We start from the raw sequence: 16,340 nt of genomic DNA on the forward strand, positions 1-16,340 counted from the left end.
TGGGCATACAATAGGAATGGTAGGCGAGGTACGGCCTACCATTATGTACGCATCCGTTATTCTTATTTGTTGGATAAGATATTTTTTTCTTTACGCAAGAACGTGCTTCGGGTCGCTCTCACGCGTGCAATGCGCTCTTCTGCCAAACGATCAGCCGCTAAATAGGACGGAATGCCGTCTCGTTTAGAGATTGCGAAGATTTTCAAGATTGTATCGTAAATACCTTCTACACGCTTCAATGCGCGCTCTTTATTGTAGCCTATGAGTTCATCTGCTACATTGATTACGCCGCCTGAATTGATTACGTAGTCTGGAGCATACACGATGCCCATTTCATGCAAACGATCTCCATGTTCAGGGTTCTTCAATTGGTTATTTGCTGAACCTGCAACTACTTTCACCTGTAATTGTGGAATCGTTTCATCATTGATAACTGCGCCTAATGCACATGGAGCAAAGATATCTGCTTTTTGTGAATAAATTTCATCTGTTCCAACAGCTGTTGCACCAAATGCATCAACTGCACGTTGAACCGCTTCTTTGTTAATATCTGTAACGATTAGATGCGCGCCTTCTTCGTGTAAATACTCGCATAGCGTGTATGCCACGTTCCCGACACCTTGTACTGCAACCGTTTTACCTGTAAGTGAATCATCGCCAAATGCTTCCTTCGCAGCAGCTTTCATCCCTTTATAAATACCAAGTGCTGTGACGGGTGATGGATTTCCTGAAGAACCTTCACCGGAAGAGATTCCTGTTACATAGTCTGTCTCTAAATGAATCAAGTCCATATCGAATTCAGTCGTACCTACGTCTTCTGCCGTAATATAGCGACCGTTTAAACCTTCGACATAACGACCGAGCGCACGGAATAACTCATCGTTCTTGTCCGTTTTTGGATCCCCGATAATAACTGTTTTCCCGCCACCTAAATTCAAGCCGGCTGCTGCGTTCTTGTATGTCATCCCTTTAGCTAGACGCAATGCATCTTCAATTGCTGCTTCTTCACTAGCATAAGTCCACATACGTGTGCCACCAAGAGCTGGTCCAAGCGTAGTATCATGAATTGCGATAACCGCCTTCAACCCAGATGCCTTGTCATAACATAGAACGAGCTGCTCATAATCATGGTCTTCCATATACGTAAATAATTCCATTCGTACCCCTCCAAATTTTCAATAGATTAGGTAAAGATTAGTTGTTATATGTAATTTTAAATTTCTTCTTACTAGATTGCAACTTTGACAGTATTCCGTTGCGTTTTTAGCCTATAACTCATGAAGTCTATCTATATCGTACATGATGACAGAGTCCTTGACAATCTATCGTGACGCGGTAAAATTAAATCGATAAGGGGTTGAATGAAATGGCGCGTCTTGCTGCGTTTATTGTTCTGTTAATTCCGGGAATTGCAGCGGCTCTCGGTATAAAATTAATGCGTGATTCTCTATTCGGACATTTGTTTCAGCCATTTCCGTTTATTTGGCTACAATTTTTAGGTGGTTTACTATTATTCGTTGCCGGTTTAGGATTTTTTGCAGGTTTCTTGTTGCGACGTGACCGAAGAAACGGTCGGGCGGCTGAACGGTTTAAAAAGGATATGAAGTAAAGGATCAAGGGATTTTAATTCTTTGATCCTTTTCTTCTGCTTTCGAATAAAAGTACGGGAGTGTGGAATTACACCGTTTCGCTTCGCTCCAGGCAGACGCGTTCGGGAGGGCCCGCGGTGAGCCAAGCGAACAGCGAAGGGTTCGCTTTGCCGTATTTCTGCGGTCTTTGCAGAAATTAAGGCAACTGTGCTCCTAACGCTTAGCTTACGCTACGCTTCACTAAAGATTCTTCTAGAGTTAGCGAGTAAAAGCGTAGCGTTAAGAGCATATCTTTGCCGTAAATCCCCGACCACTTATTAAGTAACTACTTCAATTTCTTACGCAAACGCTTTGGGTAGTCCGTGATCCAGCCGGTGACTTCGGGCGAGTTGGACAAGAACGGTTCTTCTCCTGTGACGCCGTACATGCGCAACGTCTTACCGCTCTCTATCAGCGCAGTGCGGTAAGGCTCTTTCCACAAACGCTTGTGAAAATGCAGGGCATCCACGTCGTAACTAGACAAATTTGACCAATCGACTGTTTTTTTCTTCACTAACAAAGCTGTTTCCATCGCTGTACTTTCTTCTCGAACCAATCGCATCGTTTCGTAGTCAAAAGAAGACAGATGCACATTTTCCAAGCCATCGACATAATCCAAAATTCGCTGGATCACTTCCCGCTGTCCATAGACTGTTTGCTTTAGCTCGATATTCAGTGCTAGGTTATGCTCCCGGCAGAAAGCAACTACATCAAATAAAAGAGGGATAGGATGTCCGTAAATCCATCGCGAACCGCTCTTCCCCACTTTCATACGCTGTAGTTCCGTTGCAGTCAATTGATCAATCTGCTGATCTACACTCGTTAGACGATGCAAGTTGTCGTCATGTATAACGAATAAGTTGCCGTCTTTCGTCTTTTGGACATCTAATTCAATTCCATCTGCACCTTTTTTGACCGCAGCCTTAAAAGCACTCATCGTATTTTCAACGTGACTAGCTGATGCACCTCGATGCGCAAACACTTGATTATCAAACATTCAATACACCTTCACTTGTTAGTTCAAAGACACCACTTGTTAAACGACTCAACATCGTATGCGTTTTGCCAATTTGAATTACGACACCGGAATGCGCTTCTTTCGCTACTTCAATTTTTGGTGACGTTGCGACTTGCACAAGTTGTAACTTCGTTTTGATTGTTTGATCCAGTCCCATAATCTGGTTTTGTTTCACTTCCAACGTCGTATGCATCTTTTCCAGCAGATCCAGTTGTTCTGCTGAAAGACTAGCTTTTGCTTGTTCCATTTTTTCTAAAGTCAGCTCGATTTTTTTCAGATCTTCATGTTCACTTTTTAGTTGCTCCGCCAGTCGTTGGATAGATTCCATTTCTCCTTCTATGCTCACACCTTTGACTATAAGCTTCGTTAACCGTTCATGCGGGTTTCCAGCATAAGCACATTCAATGGAAAACAATGCTTCTAGGATACCGCCAATGACTTTACCTTTATGACGGTCAATATGAATATGTTCGGCATAAATTTCAGAACCGAGCGAATAAAGACCAACATGTACTTTCCGGCCGTAAATTTTGCAGTTATTCGCATGCTTCACAAAGACATTATTCTTCGCTTGAATAATCGTCTCTCCGGCTCCAAAGACGCCACCTTTAATGTAGACATCGCCTTCCTCAGAAGTAATCTCCTTGGCATTGGTGATACCCTCTTTCCCCTCAATCGAAATATCGCCCGTGGCATGGATAGAAAAGCCGGCTGACACGGTGCCATAAACTAAAACAGAACCATCAAATCGAATAGACCCTGTTTCCGTTCCGACATCACCTGCAATGACTAGCTGTTTTCCAACGCTCACAGCACCGTTCATTTCTTCAAGCGCCCCACCGAACAATGCGCGCAAAACAATTTTACCATCTTCTTCAAATTCACCGACAGATTTCCGGTCATAGACTAGTTTTTCATCCTCGCCTTTCTTCGCTGCGATTGGTTCTCCGAAGATATTACAGCCTTCGATCCCCTCTTTTGCAGGAATTTTCTCACCAAGCCATTGCCCCTTCGCGATGGACGTAACAAAATTCAGTTCATAGTGATCTGCTGATCCATCTTCACGGATAGTCGGTTTACGATCAGGCATGTCGATATACGTGATTTTCGCATTTTCACCTGTAACTGGTTCTTTACCAAGCGCAATAAGTATCGGATTACTAGGAAGAAAAGGCATGCTCGCTAGTTGTTCTTTATCGTATTGGATATGTTTATTGTTTAATAATTCTTCTGCGCTTTGTATAAATCGCTCTTTCTCTGCTGAAAACTCCTCATTCGTCGCATGAATTAGTAACTCTGCCTTCATTTTATTCGGCGTAATATACAGTTCACATGGTGGCGAGAACACACCTATTTCATGTTCCCCTACCGTTTGTAGCGCTTTCATCAACTCTTTGAATGAATGCAATCTAAGCCTTGGTATATTAGATGTTAACGCATCAAAAGACTTGATAGAAAAGCCTTCTTTTTTCGTCTGCATAATAATTTTATTATTTTCTTCCAAAAGATTGATGTATTCATTTTCTAGTAACAACGAGATCCTCCCCTTTTACTCATTAGTATAAGAGATGATCATCTATAGTGGATAGTTCTTTCTATGCAAATGAAGTGTAAATAAGCATTTCCTCATACCATTCATAAAAAATTCATTATTTCTAGTAAACACATGACTATTCACCCAGCACAATTAGAAGTTGAATGTACCCCAGTCAGCTTACTGTTTCTATCTTCTCTAGGGCACGAAAAAACCAACGACAGAAATGATCCGCTGGTTTTTCATGTATCACTCTGGTTATTCACATTGGCTTTCGTTAGCTCACCATATGTTCTAGACGGATCTTATCCGCAATCATCGCGATGAACTCGCTATTCGTCGGCTTACTCTTTAAGTGATGGACCGTGTAACCAAATGTTTTCGATATTAAATCATAATTTCCACGGTTCCATGCCACTTCAATCGCATGTCGAATGGCCCGCTCTACACGGGAAGGTGTCGTATTATACTTTTTCGCGATATCTGGGTAGAGAATTTTTGTCACTGATCCTAAAAGTTCTACATCGGTATACACCATCGTAATCCCTTCGCGTAAAAACGCATAGCCTTTAATATGGGCAGGAACACCAATCTCCTTAATCATCGACGTAATCGCAGTATCCAACACTTTTTGGGTCACCACACCCGTTTGTTCTGCCGGCTCCTGAACGACAAATGACTGATTATTAGTCTTAGGTCTGCCAGCTATTTTGAGAATTTGGTTAATCAAGCGATCGAATTCAAACGGTTTTAACATAAAGTATGAAGCACCTAACCCAGCTGCCTGAGACATCACCGTTTCTTGCCCAAACGCTGTCAGCATCATGATCTGCATATCGCCCATTTTATTCGTTTCATTCAACGTTTCAAGCACCCCAATGCCGTCCAAATGCGGCATAATAATATCCAATAACAGAATGTCCGGACGTTCTTGTTCAAGCATCGACAAACAAATTTGTCCGTTATTGGCTGTCCAGATTACTTCTACCTGTGGATGTTGTTCAAAAAAAGACAACATCGTTTTAACAAGATCTTTATTGTCGTCTACAATTGCAATTTTCACATTTTCCATTTACCCATTCCCCCTGAAAATAAAGTCAGCGAAATATTCCCGCCGTACGTTTTGTGTCTATTAATAGAGTAAGTGAAAAAATTAGTTATTTCTAGTTTAAGTTGGAAGATTAAGCAAATTGATACTTACGAACGACACTTTCTATGTTTTTCGACTTTTTTCTATACTCTTCTTAGTGAATGAAATTGAAAGAAGCGAATTGTCAAGAAAAAGTTATCGACCTATTGTATCTATAATCAACAAAAAAGTGGATTGGACAATTACAGTATGGCTCGGGACGCAAAGCAAAGAAGTGCTTTAAATCCTTATTACGGACAATAGAATACATCGTTGAAACGCAATATAACAGCATTCCTCTATCTTTTCCATTCCGTTGCATTCAAAAAACGGTCTACGCAGATTAGCTGCATAGACCGTTTTTTTCACTTTTCATGCGTTCGCATCGTCTTAAGAAAAAGCGCGGCCCCTTTTTCCGGCTTGTCCACAAACATATGCGTAATCGCTCCGACAAATTTTCCGTTCTGAATTACCGGGCTTCCGCTCATTCCTTGTAAAATTCCACCCGTTTTCTGCAGTAATTTGGGATCGGTCAATAGGACCTGGAATTGTTCTTCTTCAATCTTCGTAATTTGGATTGAAAACTTTTCTACTTTCGACCCTTGAACCGTCGTAAAGATTTCTGCAGGTCCTATCATCAATTCCATAGGCTGCATAATTTCCAGTGGTTCAGCTAACACTTTGTTATACGCGTTTTTCCAACTTCCAAAAATGCCATAGACGTTATTGCTTTGAATCGTTCCAAGCAAATTATTCTGATCAATAATTGATGATATTTTATATCCTGGAAATCCCGGAGTACTTTTCTTAATTTGACTGATCTCCGATAAATAAATGGCACCTTTTTCGAATGAAGGAGCAGAATCTAGGGTACTGTCGATTATTTGGTGACCTAACGCACCGTACGTACCTGATTTCGGGTCCACATACGTTAAAGTGCCCGTACCTTCTGTGCGATCTTTCAAGAACGGTGTGACGCGCTTAATGAGTGACGAATCTGCCTGGAGCGTTTTCTTTTCTCCATTACGCAAAATGTCAAGAGTCATCGTAGCGGGCATATTTTTCTGCATGGCGCGTTCGAAATGGACGAGCTGTTTCGTTTCCACGCCATTCAGTTCTTGAATAATGTCTCCCTTTTTCAACAACGGATGTTGATCCACTACAACATCACTCGTAACATAAATACCGCTTAAATCCATTTGAATACCAATTGAATGTCCCATCGGAATAAGGGATTCCTCTTGGGCGTAACTTGTTACTGGCACTAGGTAGAGCATCAAAAGAAGCCCAAAAAACGTTTTAAAAGATCTATTCCATCCCATAATTCACCTCCTCAACGAAAGATACCATTGGTATGTCCTTTCGTTCGGAAAGTATGAAAGGGTAAAATAAACAGTATGCGAAAACGAATAAAACACAAACTACGGTTGAATCACTTCATATTAAAACGATTGCTTTCTTTGATTCGCCAAAACGAGCAATTCTTCGGCATGCTGAAGTGTCAATGGTGTAATCTCCGCACCTGACAGCATACGCGAGAGTTCTTCCGTTCGTTCGTCTTCCTTCACATCATGAATTGCCGTTGTTGTACGACCATCATGGACTTCTTTTTTGATCAAATAATGGTGATCCGCCATCGCAGCTACTTGTGGCAAATGCGAAATACATAACACTTGTGAATGACTGGAAATCATCGCAATTTTTTCTGCAATGGACTGTGCCACTCGTCCGCTGACTCCAGTATCCACTTCATCGAAAATGATCGATGTGACTCCTTGGTGTTGTGAAAAAATCGTTTTTAATGCTAACATCATTCGAGATAATTCGCCACCCGACGCTACACGGGCTAACGGTTTGAGCGGTTCGCCTAAATTGGTGGAAATCATAAACGTTACTTCATCAAAGCCATTGGCATCGAATTGGTTCGGTTCTTTTTGCTTAATTTGCACCTTAAATGTCGCTTTTTCCATATACAATTGCTTGAGTTGTTCTTCAATGCCTTTTTCAAGACGTACTGCAGCTTTTTTTCGAATAACGGATAATTCATTTGCTTCAATTTCAAGGTCTTTGACGTATTGTGTCAATAATTCTTGGTTTTGATGCAGTCGTTCATCACGATTCACTAATTGATCGAGCGCATCCGCAATTTTATCACGATATAATAATATATCTTCTAATGATTTACCGTATTTTCGTTTCAACGTCAAAAACAGCGCCAACCGCTCTTCGACAAAATTCAAGCGTTCCGGATTAAACTCCATACTATCAATGAGACGTTTTAAATCATGCGATACATCTTGAAGTGAATAAAATGACGTATTCACCGTTTCGGATAACGCTTGTAGTTCCGCATCAATTGAAGCCGCTTCTTCTAAATCACTCATCGCATTACCGATCCAATCCAACCCGCGTGACTCTAAAGCAATCGCTTCATAAGACGTATTCAATCGATCGAAAATTCGATGGAAATGTTGGAGTTTGACACGTTCTGACTCCAATTCCTCTTCTTCTCCAATGACTAAGTTTGCTGCATCAATCTCTTCTAATTGAAACTTATACAAATCAATTTTCTGTGCAATTTGTTGTTCGTCCTGCGTTTTCGCAGCAATCAATTGTTGCAATTTTTTATACTTGTCATAAATATCGGAGTATGTAGTCATCGCACGTTCAATAGGTTCGCCAATAAAAAAGTCCAATAAATGAATATGGCGTCGCTCATTCATCAATTCCTGGTTTTCATGCTGGCCATGAATATCAATAAGTAACCCGCCAATTTCACGCAAAATTGCAATCGTTACTAATTTCCCGTTGACACGGCAAACCGATTTCCCACTAGAATTCAAATCTCTCCGTAGAATAATGACGCCTTCTTCGGCTTCGATACCGAATTCCTCTAAACGTTCGATAACGGACGGCTGATCCCCATCAATTGTAAACATCCCTTGGAGCTCCGCTTTTTTTGAGCCATGACGAATAAACTCCTGCGATCCTCTTCCACCCGCTAATAATTGAACGGCATCAATAATGATCGACTTCCCTGCACCCGTCTCACCGGTCAACACCGTTAAACCTTCATCAAACTCAATTTCCAATTGTTCTATAATGGCAAAGTTTTTAATAGAAAGTTCGCTTAACAAAATTGACTCACCTCACTTATAGCATGGATAGTAATTTATCTTTCACATAGTCCGTTTTAGACTCTTCACGGCAAATAATTAGGCATGTATCATCTCCACAAATCGTACCGAGCAATTCATCCCAGTCTAAGTTATCAATCAACGAACCGACAGCCTGTGCGTTTCCGGGAAGCGTTTTCAATGTGATAAAGTGACTTGCGCTGTCAATCCCAATAAATGCGTCTTCAAGCATACGCTTAAGCTTCTCTTCCGTATTATAACGATGAACTGGCGGTAAACTATATTTGTAATTACCAGAAGGTGACGGCACTTTAATAAGATGTAACTCCTTAATATCTCTAGACACCGTCGCTTGTGTAACATCCACACCTGTATTTTTTAACATTTCTACTAATTGATCCTGTGTTTCGATTTCATGATTCGTAATAATATCTCTAATGCGAATATGTCGCTGGCCTTTATTCAATTGCTTTCACTCCGCTTCCTATGAGTCCTAACATAAAATTATACATAGCATACAAAAAACGCGCAACTCACTGCGCGTCATGTTAAGTCATTATGTGCCTGTTTCACTAGATGTAAAAAGTCATCCGATGTAAAGTCTGATACTGGTTGCTCTTCAGATTGTAAATAAAATAGGAATTCAATATTACCTTCTCCACCCGTAACCGGAGAATATGTTGCGCCTTTAACAGAAAAACCTTCAGCAACCGCCATAGTAGCGATTTTTTCAAGAACTTCTCTATGTGTAGCGACTTCTCGAACAATTCCTTTTTTACCTACTTTATCTTTACCCGCTTCAAATTGTGGCTTCACTAAAGCAGCCACTTGACCGCCAGGAACGAGTATGTTCTTTAATGCAGGTAAGATTAAAGATAAAGAGATAAACGACACGTCAATCGTCGCCACCTCTGGTAAACCTTCTGTAAACATGTCTACAGTCGCGTGACGGAAGTTCGTACGCTCCATGACCGTTACTTGTTCATGCTGACGGATTTTCCAAGCGAGTTGATTATAGCCCACATCTAACGCATAGCAATGCTTCGCGCCATTTTGTAGCGCACAATCCGTAAATCCGCCAGTGGAAGCACCGATATCCAAGACAATTTTTTCATTCACAGAGATAGGAAAAGACGCTAAAGCCTTTTCCAATTTCAAACCGCCACGGCTGACGTATTTAATCGCAGGGCCTTTTACAGTCAATGGTGCGTCAACCGCAATTTTCTCCCCTGCTTTTTCTATACGTGCTGAATCTGAATAGACAAGACCTGCCATAATGGAACGTTTCGCTTGTTCACGGGACTCTGTTAAGCCGCGTTCCACTAACAAGATGTCCACACGTTCTTTTTTCACTGGTGCACTCATACAGTTTCTCTTTCCGCTGCCTGTGCAATGGCTGCCGTTGTCACTTCTACGACATGATCAGGCGTCATGTAGATTTCTTTTAATAATTCTTCCACACTGCCATGTTCAATGAAATCATCCGGAATACCGATTCTTTCGATAATTGTATGAGTGTGATTCACTTGTTCTGCATATTCAAGCACCGCGCTACCGAAACCGCCAGCAAGAACGGCTTCTTCAATCGTTATAATCGGTTTGCCTGAAGCAAACAGTTCATCCAATACATCCGTATCTAATGGCTTGATAAAACGTGCGTTGACGATCGATACATCTATTCCTTGTTGCTTCATCTGCTCGGCTGCCGCAAATGCCATAGGAATTGTCGTACCGAATGTCAAAATCGTCGCATCTTTTCCTTCTTTTAACACTTCCCATGTTCCGATTGGAATCGTATGAAGATCTTCATCCATCATAACGCCATAGCCATTTCCTCTAGGGAAACGTAAGGCAATCGGACCATCAGTGTAATCAATAGCAGTTTTCACCATATGTTGTCCTTCATTTTCATCCTTAGGCATCATAATTACTACATTCGGCATATGTCGTAAGAACGCAATATCATAAATCCCATGATGTGTTTCACCATCTGCACCGACTAGTCCTGAACGATCAATCCCAATGAAAACGTTCAAATTCTGACGTGCAATATCATGGAGCATTTGATCATATGAACGCTGAAGGAATGTAGAATAAATCGCTAGGAACGGCTTCATGCCCGCCGCCGCAAGTCCAGCTGCCATTGTTGTCGCATGCTGCTCTGCAATTCCAACATCGAAGAAGCGATCCGGGAATTCTGCTGCGAATGATTCGAGTTTTGAACCGACTGGCATAGCAGGTGTAATTGCTACAATGCGACGGTCTTCACGCGCTAGCTTGCGTACCGTTTCAGAAACTAACGCACTCCAAGCAGGTCCTTTCGTAGGTGATTTCACAAAATCACCTGTTTCGATCTTATAAGGGCCTGTACCATGCCATGTACCGACTTTGTCCATCTCGGCAGGGCTATAGCCTTTCCCCTTTTTCGTAATGACGTGAAGAAGGACAGGACCATCCATTTTCTTTGCATACTGAAGCGAACGTTCCAATTCTGCAAAGTCATGGCCGTCAATCGGACCTAAATACGTAAAGCCAAGCTCTTCGAAAAACACGCCATTTACGACTAAATATTTCAAACTGTCTTTCACACGTTCTGCAGCTGTAGCGACTCTTCCGCCGACTGCTGGAATTTTACGCATTAAGAATTCTAATTCATCTTTTACATTATTATACTTTCCGGCTGTACGTAATTTACCAAGTATGGAATGCAGTGCACCAACGTTTGGAGCGATGGACATTTCATTGTCATTCAAGATCACCGTGATATCCGTTTTTTCATGGCCGATATGATTTAACGCTTCAAGCGCCATACCACCTGTTAACGCTCCATCACCAATTACTGGAATTACATAATTTTTTTCTTTCTTAATATCGCGTGCAATGGCCATTCCCATAGCCGCCGATAAAGAAGTTGAACTATGCCCGGTTTCCCATACATCATGTTCGCTTTCTGCCCTTTTCGGAAATCCACTTAACCCTTTATATTTTCTAAGTGAATCGAATTCCCCTGCGCGACCTGTCAAAATTTTATGGACGTATGATTGATGCCCGACGTCCCATAAAATTTTATCAGTCGGACTATTAAACGTCCGGTGCAACGCAATTGTCAATTCCACCACACCTAGGTTAGGGCCGATATGACCACCCGTTACCGATAAATTTTCTATGAGGAAATGACGAATATCTTGCGCCAGATCCAGTAACTGGTCTTTATCGAGCTCTTTTATAAAAGATGGATTAGTAATCGTTGTAAGATCCATCATGATCACACACCTTCATCAAGTAAGTAATACGTTCTATTCGTACGGAACGTTTAGCTGTAACACCCTCTATTTTCGAATAAAATGTCAAGTGTACTGTTTGTTCCTACATTATAACAGTAACCGAGTCCGACACAAATATTATGGTCTAGCTTTACATATTTCGTTCAATAATGTAATCCGCTAATAGCTGTAAAACGGAATTTCCTAAACCAATAGACTGTAATGCGTCAAGTGCCTCTTCATGGCGCTCTTTCAATTGAGCACGCGCTCCGTCAAGTCCTAAAAGCGAAGGATATGTTGATTTTTCACTAGATGTATCACTGTTTGCTGGTTTCCCTAATTGCTCTGTCGTTGCGGTTACATCCAAAATATCGTCTTGAATTTGGAATGCTAAGCCGATATTTTTCGAAAAACGACGCAATTGCGTTCGTTGTTCTTCAGTAGCCTGTGCTAATACAGCACCTGCTTCGATACAATATGACAAAAGTGCGCCAGTTTTATGAATATGCACTTCTTCTAGCTCAGCTAACGGCAATACTCGCTGTTCGCCTTTCATATCGAGCACTTGTCCTTTGACCATCCCTTGCGCACCGGATGCTTTTGCTAACAGACCGACTAATTCTAAAGCATCTGATACGTTCGTTTCACGCAGCTCCGCAAGTGCTTGGAACGCCATTGCTTGCATCGCATCCCCCGCGAGTGTCGCTATATCTTCACCAAATACTGTATGATTCGTCGGTTTGCCTCTTCTAAAGTCATCATCATCCATGCACGGTAGATCATCATGGATTAATGAGTATGTATGTATAAATTCAACAGACGCAGCGACTCTCAAGGCATCTGCTGAATCAGAATCCAAATCGTGTAATACTGCTAACACGAGTAACGGTCTAATTCGTTTACCGCCCGCTTCCACAGAATACGTCATCGATTCGTGCAAAACATCAGGAATATCTGATTTTGCTAGTTGATTCATTAATTCTCTTTCGATTTCAGGAATCTTTTCATCCATGAACGCTCGTAAAGTTTCATTCATTCGGCTCACCCACTGTCGGATCAAATGATGACTCATTTCCTTCTTGATCCATCATTCGAATTAATTGTTTTTCTGCGTTTTGTAATTTCTTTTGACAATGCGCCGAAAGCTCCATGCCGCGCTTATATAGAGTAATTGTATCATCTAAAGGTGCTTCACCGGCTTCCAATTTCTGCACGATTTCTTCCAATTGGTGCATTGCTTGTTCGAATTGCAATTCTTTTTCTTCAGCCATCCTTACTTGACCTCCTTAGGAATAATCGTTTCAACGACCGTTTCTATCGTTCCATCTGACACTTGAATGGTCAGTTGCTTACCGACTGCAACATCTTCAATCGATTTTACAACTTCCCCTTCTTGATAGCTTATGGAAAATCCCCGTTCCATCACTTGTAGCGGATTGAGTGCTTGCATCATACGCATCAATGCAACAAATCGTTGTTGTTGAGACGTAATTGCCTGCTCCGTCGCACGGTGGAGTCGTGTCTCTAACTGCTTCATCTGTTGCGTTTCTTGTTGAATCCGGTGAATCGGTGTGTAGTACTGAAATCCTGCATATAACCGATCAAAATTCAATCGCTTTTCTTGAATTAAACCCGTACTACTACGACGTAATCGCTCCTCTAAATGATCCAACTTCTCGATAAACGGACGATACAGTCGATCAGGATACTGTAAAGGATAGGCGGAACGCGCAGTTTCTAACCGCTTATTCAGCTGCTTCAGCAACGTTTGTACCGCAAGAAACATCGATCGTTGTTGATTGTTCAGATGCTGGACTAATTGAACGTGATCCGGAACGGCCATTTCAGCGGCGGCTGTAGGAGTAGGCGCACGTAAATCGGCTACATAGTCAGCGATCGTCGTATCGGTTTCGTGACCGACAGCACTAATGATCGGAATTCTACTCGAAAATATCGCTCGCGCCACATCTTCTTCGTTAAATGCCCATAAATCTTCTATCGAGCCGCCACCTCGACCGACTAACAGCACGTCAATCCCTTCCGTACGATTCGCTTGTTCGATTGCTTTAACAATCGATGGCGCTGCCCCACGACCTTGAACGAGTGCAGGAAATAACAGCATCTCCGCCATCGGAAAGCGTCGATTAATCGTCGAATACATATCGCGTAATGCCGCACCAGATTCTGCCGTAATGATCCCTATCCGTTGCGGAATTTGTGGAATCGGTTGCTTGAATCTCGCTTCAAAAAGGCCTTCTTGTTGTAATTTCTTTTTCAACTGTTCAAAGGCTAGATAGAGTGCACCTATGCCATCCGGTTCCATCGTTTGCACGTATAGCTGATAGGATCCAGCCGCTTCGTAGACAGTAACATCTCCCGTAATCAACACATTCATGCCATTTTCAGGCTTGAACTGCAAGCTACTTGAGCGCCCTCTGAACATAGCCGCTTGGATTCTTGTTTTATCGTCTTTTAATGTAAAGTAAATATGCCCTGTCGGATGAAGCTTGACGTTTGATAATTCGCCTTTTACATAGACATTCCGCAAATGTGGGTCGGCGTCGAATTTTCGTTTAACATATGTAGTTAGCGCTTGAACGGTTAAAAAAGTTTGATTGGACATGTTGCCGTCACCTGCCCTTTTATGTATAGAGACGCGGCTAAGCGTCTCTTCGTATTACTTAGTTATTTGCGTGTGCTTTTCGTCTATTTTCCGCACTCTCGACTGTGTTTTTCAACAACATGGTAATTGTCATCGGACCTACACCGCCTGGTACAGGAGTGATCGCACTTGCCAGTTGTTGTGCTGAGTCAAAGTCTACGTCACCACAAAGCTTACCGTTTTCGTCACGGTTCATACCTACATCAATCACTACTGCGCCTTCTTTAATGTAGTCGCCTGTAACAAATTTAGCCATACCGATTGCCACAATTAAGATATCCGCTTGTTTCGTGAACTTTTTCAAATCGCTCGTACGCGAGTGACAATACGTCACCGTTGCATCTTTTTGCAATAATAATTGCCCCATTGGCTTACCGACGATATTACTTCGGCCGATAATTACCGCATGTTTACCTGCAATTTCCACACCTGAACGCTCAAGCAATTGCATGATGCCGTATGGTGTACATGGAAGATAGGTTTGTTGACCTATCAACATTTTCCCTACGTTCATCGGATGGAATCCGTCCACGTCTTTTTCCGGGCTGATTGCACGGATGACTTTATTTTCGTCGATATGCTTTGGCAATGGAAGTTGCACTAGAATCCCGTCGATAGAGTCATCTTCGTTTAGTTTTTCTACTTCGTTCAATAAATCTTCTTCAGAAACCGTAACAGGAAGCTTGATTAGCTCAGACTTCATACCCGCTTCTATACTAGATTTTTCTTTGTTTTTTACATACGTTTGAGATGCCGGATTTTCTCCAACTAAAATAACTGCTAGTCCAGGTTGATAACCTTGTTCTACTAAAGAAGCTACTTGTTCTTTCAGTTCATTTCGAATTTCTTGTCCAATTGCTTTTCCATCAATAATTTTACTAGACATGATTTCCCCACCAAACTTTTATGTTTTTTTGTATTGAATGTTTTACGTCTTCAAGAAAACTTAATTGAATTTGGATAATACACCGTTAACGAATCGTCCTGACTTTTCGTCGCCAAATGTTTTACAAAGTTCAATTGCTTCATTCAAGATCACTCGATTCGGTACTTCTTCGTTATACAATAGTTCGTATACTGCTAGACGTAGTACGGTGCGTTCGATTTTCGGTAGTCTATCGATTGACCAATTTTCTAATTTATTCGTAATTGCACTATCAATTTCCGTCATGTTTTCTGCTGTGCCCCGCACTAGTTGTTCATAAAATGAATTCAATTGACCGTCTACAATATAACCGATTGCTTCATCCACTGTCATTTCATTATTATCTAGCTGAAACAGCGTTTGGATTGCCTTTTCCCGTGCTTCTCGTCGTTTCATATTTCTTATCTCCTCTACCGCGCATCTTCAAAACCTAATGATAGCACAAAATATACGAAAAGAACTAGTAGAATACAGTGATTTTATGCCGACTTTGCCGAACTTCCGTCAAAAAGTTCATCGCTTGAAATCTTACAGTCGTATAGCTGCTATCGAACCGAGTCAAAACTTGAATAGGGGTTGGTTATCGAACCCGCTTTGGCGCTGTAGGTTGCGTTGTTTGAGTGTAAGTACGTAGCATCGTATTTTGAAGTTTGTTAGGGATTCAGTAACTTCTAGACACTTCAACATGCTTCTGTATGTGGCAAAGTAATTCGTCACTGAACTCACTTCGGCGCTTGCGGATGGCTCCCGCAATGAGCCAGAAAGGAAGTGCACCTCTCTGTCTCATCGCTCCGCCTACCGCTTGTAAGGCGCCTTCGTTTGGTGAAGAAAAGTATGTAGCATAGTACATTGAAGTCTAAAAGTGAATTTTACGATGTTCCAAAGCCTACCAAATCACACTGCACTCACTAGCGAAGGCACAACTGCGGGGTCGGCCGAAGCCAGGAGACAACTAGCGCGCCCTTCGCTTGTTGGCTCCTGGCGGGAGGCAATCCCCCACGTGCCGAAGCGTTGATAGGAAGCGGACCTTCATGAAATTCAGTA

General features: G+C 41.9%; 16 protein-coding genes. 1 reads left to right on the forward strand and 15 read right to left on the reverse strand.

Features of this window, described 5'->3' with window-relative positions:
* Window positions 1-62 precede the first annotated feature (62 nt).
* Window positions 63-1,157, reverse strand: coding sequence for a Leu/Phe/Val dehydrogenase (locus ORD22_RS13565; protein ID WP_317646634.1), 1,095 nt, complete (start codon window positions 1,155-1,157; stop codon window positions 63-65).
* A 209-nt stretch (window positions 1,158-1,366) separates the two neighbouring features.
* On the opposite strand from ORD22_RS13565, the gene ORD22_RS13570 reads away from it, so the two are divergent.
* Complete coding sequence (locus ORD22_RS13570) at window positions 1,367-1,609, forward strand: DUF2627 domain-containing protein (RefSeq protein WP_317646653.1); 243 nt, start codon at window positions 1,367-1,369, stop codon at window positions 1,607-1,609.
* A gap of 305 nt (window positions 1,610-1,914) precedes the next feature.
* Here ORD22_RS13570 and ORD22_RS13575 read toward each other — a convergent pair whose 3' ends face one another.
* From ORD22_RS13575 to ORD22_RS13640, 14 genes are all read right to left on the reverse strand, one after another.
* The gene (locus tag ORD22_RS13575; RefSeq protein WP_317646635.1) at window positions 1,915-2,625 is read right to left on the reverse strand and encodes a glycerophosphodiester phosphodiesterase; all 711 of its coding nucleotides are present in this window, start codon (window positions 2,623-2,625) and stop codon (window positions 1,915-1,917) included.
* Window positions 2,618-4,180: a flagellar assembly protein A gene (locus tag ORD22_RS13580; protein ID WP_317646636.1), complete on the reverse strand. Its 1,563-nt coding sequence runs from the start codon at window positions 4,178-4,180 to the stop codon at window positions 2,618-2,620. The genes ORD22_RS13575 and ORD22_RS13580 overlap by 8 nt, the downstream gene beginning before the upstream one ends.
* A 277-nt stretch (window positions 4,181-4,457) precedes the next feature.
* On the reverse strand, window positions 4,458-5,252 hold the full coding sequence (spo0A, locus tag ORD22_RS13585) for a sporulation transcription factor Spo0A (protein ID WP_317646637.1): 795 nt from the start codon (window positions 5,250-5,252) through the stop codon (window positions 4,458-4,460).
* Window positions 5,253-5,674: 422 nt separating this feature from the next.
* A complete protein-coding gene (locus ORD22_RS13590) occupies window positions 5,675-6,631 on the reverse strand; it encodes a SpoIVB peptidase S55 domain-containing protein (protein WP_317646638.1) in 957 nt (318 codons plus the stop codon).
* Between the two features lie 120 nt (window positions 6,632-6,751).
* On the reverse strand, window positions 6,752-8,446 hold the full coding sequence (recN, locus tag ORD22_RS13595; RefSeq protein WP_317646640.1) for a DNA repair protein RecN: 1,695 nt from the start codon (window positions 8,444-8,446) through the stop codon (window positions 6,752-6,754).
* Window positions 8,447-8,462: 16 nt separating this feature from the next.
* The gene (gene ahrC / locus ORD22_RS13600) at window positions 8,463-8,912 is read right to left on the reverse strand and encodes a transcriptional regulator AhrC/ArgR (RefSeq protein ID WP_317646641.1); all 450 of its coding nucleotides are present in this window, start codon (window positions 8,910-8,912) and stop codon (window positions 8,463-8,465) included.
* Window positions 8,913-8,989: 77 nt separating this feature from the next.
* Window positions 8,990-9,811: a TlyA family RNA methyltransferase gene (locus ORD22_RS13605; RefSeq protein ID WP_317646642.1), complete on the reverse strand. Its 822-nt coding sequence runs from the start codon at window positions 9,809-9,811 to the stop codon at window positions 8,990-8,992.
* A complete protein-coding gene (dxs, locus tag ORD22_RS13610) occupies window positions 9,808-11,706 on the reverse strand; it encodes a 1-deoxy-D-xylulose-5-phosphate synthase (RefSeq protein ID WP_317646654.1) in 1,899 nt (632 codons plus the stop codon). The genes ORD22_RS13605 and dxs overlap by 4 nt, the downstream gene beginning before the upstream one ends.
* Before the next feature lie 154 nt (window positions 11,707-11,860).
* Complete coding sequence (locus ORD22_RS13615) at window positions 11,861-12,745, reverse strand: polyprenyl synthetase family protein (RefSeq protein WP_317646643.1); 885 nt, start codon at window positions 12,743-12,745, stop codon at window positions 11,861-11,863.
* A complete protein-coding gene (xseB, locus tag ORD22_RS13620) occupies window positions 12,738-12,980 on the reverse strand; it encodes an exodeoxyribonuclease VII small subunit (RefSeq protein ID WP_317646644.1) in 243 nt (80 codons plus the stop codon). Before xseB ends, ORD22_RS13615 begins: the two co-directional genes overlap by 8 nt.
* Window positions 12,981-12,982: 2 nt before the next feature.
* On the reverse strand, window positions 12,983-14,332 hold the full coding sequence (gene xseA / locus ORD22_RS13625) for an exodeoxyribonuclease VII large subunit (protein ID WP_317646645.1): 1,350 nt from the start codon (window positions 14,330-14,332) through the stop codon (window positions 12,983-12,985).
* Window positions 14,333-14,390: 58 nt separating this feature from the next.
* Window positions 14,391-15,257 (reverse strand): bifunctional methylenetetrahydrofolate dehydrogenase/methenyltetrahydrofolate cyclohydrolase FolD, encoded by an 867-nt coding sequence (folD, locus tag ORD22_RS13630; protein WP_317646646.1) that lies wholly within the window; start codon window positions 15,255-15,257, stop codon window positions 14,391-14,393.
* 60 nt (window positions 15,258-15,317) lie between these two features.
* Window positions 15,318-15,692 (reverse strand): transcription antitermination factor NusB, encoded by a 375-nt coding sequence (nusB, locus tag ORD22_RS13635; RefSeq protein WP_317646647.1) that lies wholly within the window; start codon window positions 15,690-15,692, stop codon window positions 15,318-15,320.
* 265 nt (window positions 15,693-15,957) lie between these two features.
* Window positions 15,958-16,146: a hypothetical protein gene (locus tag ORD22_RS13640; RefSeq protein ID WP_317646648.1), complete on the reverse strand. Its 189-nt coding sequence runs from the start codon at window positions 16,144-16,146 to the stop codon at window positions 15,958-15,960.
* Between the last annotated feature and the right edge of the window lie 194 nt (window positions 16,147-16,340).

The organism is Sporosarcina sp. GW1-11, from assembly GCF_033088395.1.
Classification (GTDB): Bacteria; Bacillota; Bacilli; order Bacillales_A; family Planococcaceae; genus Sporosarcina.

Excerpts from the sequence above, each read along its gene's own strand:
- ORD22_RS13615 (WP_317646643.1), bottom strand. The coding sequence starts at position 12,745 with ATGAATGAAACTTTACGAGCGTTCATGGATGAAAAGATTCCTGAAATC.
- ORD22_RS13605 (WP_317646642.1), bottom strand. The coding sequence starts at position 9,811 with ATGAGTGCACCAGTGAAAAAAGAACGTGTGGACATCTTGTTAGTGGAA.
- ORD22_RS13570 (WP_317646653.1), top strand. The coding sequence starts at position 1,367 with ATGGCGCGTCTTGCTGCGTTTATTGTTCTGTTAATTCCGGGAATTGCA.
- spo0A (WP_317646637.1), bottom strand. The coding sequence starts at position 5,252 with ATGGAAAATGTGAAAATTGCAATTGTAGACGACAATAAAGATCTTGTT.
- ORD22_RS13575 (WP_317646635.1), bottom strand. The coding sequence starts at position 2,625 with ATGTTTGATAATCAAGTGTTTGCGCATCGAGGTGCATCAGCTAGTCAC.
- ORD22_RS13640 (WP_317646648.1), bottom strand. The coding sequence starts at position 16,146 with ATGTACTATGCTACATACTTTTCTTCACCAAACGAAGGCGCCTTACAA.
- dxs (WP_317646654.1), bottom strand. The coding sequence starts at position 11,706 with ATGGATCTTACAACGATTACTAATCCATCTTTTATAAAAGAGCTCGAT.
- xseA (WP_317646645.1), bottom strand. The coding sequence starts at position 14,332 with ATGTCCAATCAAACTTTTTTAACCGTTCAAGCGCTAACTACATATGTT.
- nusB (WP_317646647.1), bottom strand. The coding sequence starts at position 15,692 with ATGAAACGACGAGAAGCACGGGAAAAGGCAATCCAAACGCTGTTTCAG.
- ORD22_RS13565 (WP_317646634.1), bottom strand. The coding sequence starts at position 1,157 with ATGGAATTATTTACGTATATGGAAGACCATGATTATGAGCAGCTCGTT.
- folD (WP_317646646.1), bottom strand. The coding sequence starts at position 15,257 with ATGTCTAGTAAAATTATTGATGGAAAAGCAATTGGACAAGAAATTCGA.
- xseB (WP_317646644.1), bottom strand. The coding sequence starts at position 12,980 with ATGGCTGAAGAAAAAGAATTGCAATTCGAACAAGCAATGCACCAATTG.
- ORD22_RS13590 (WP_317646638.1), bottom strand. The coding sequence starts at position 6,631 with ATGGGATGGAATAGATCTTTTAAAACGTTTTTTGGGCTTCTTTTGATG.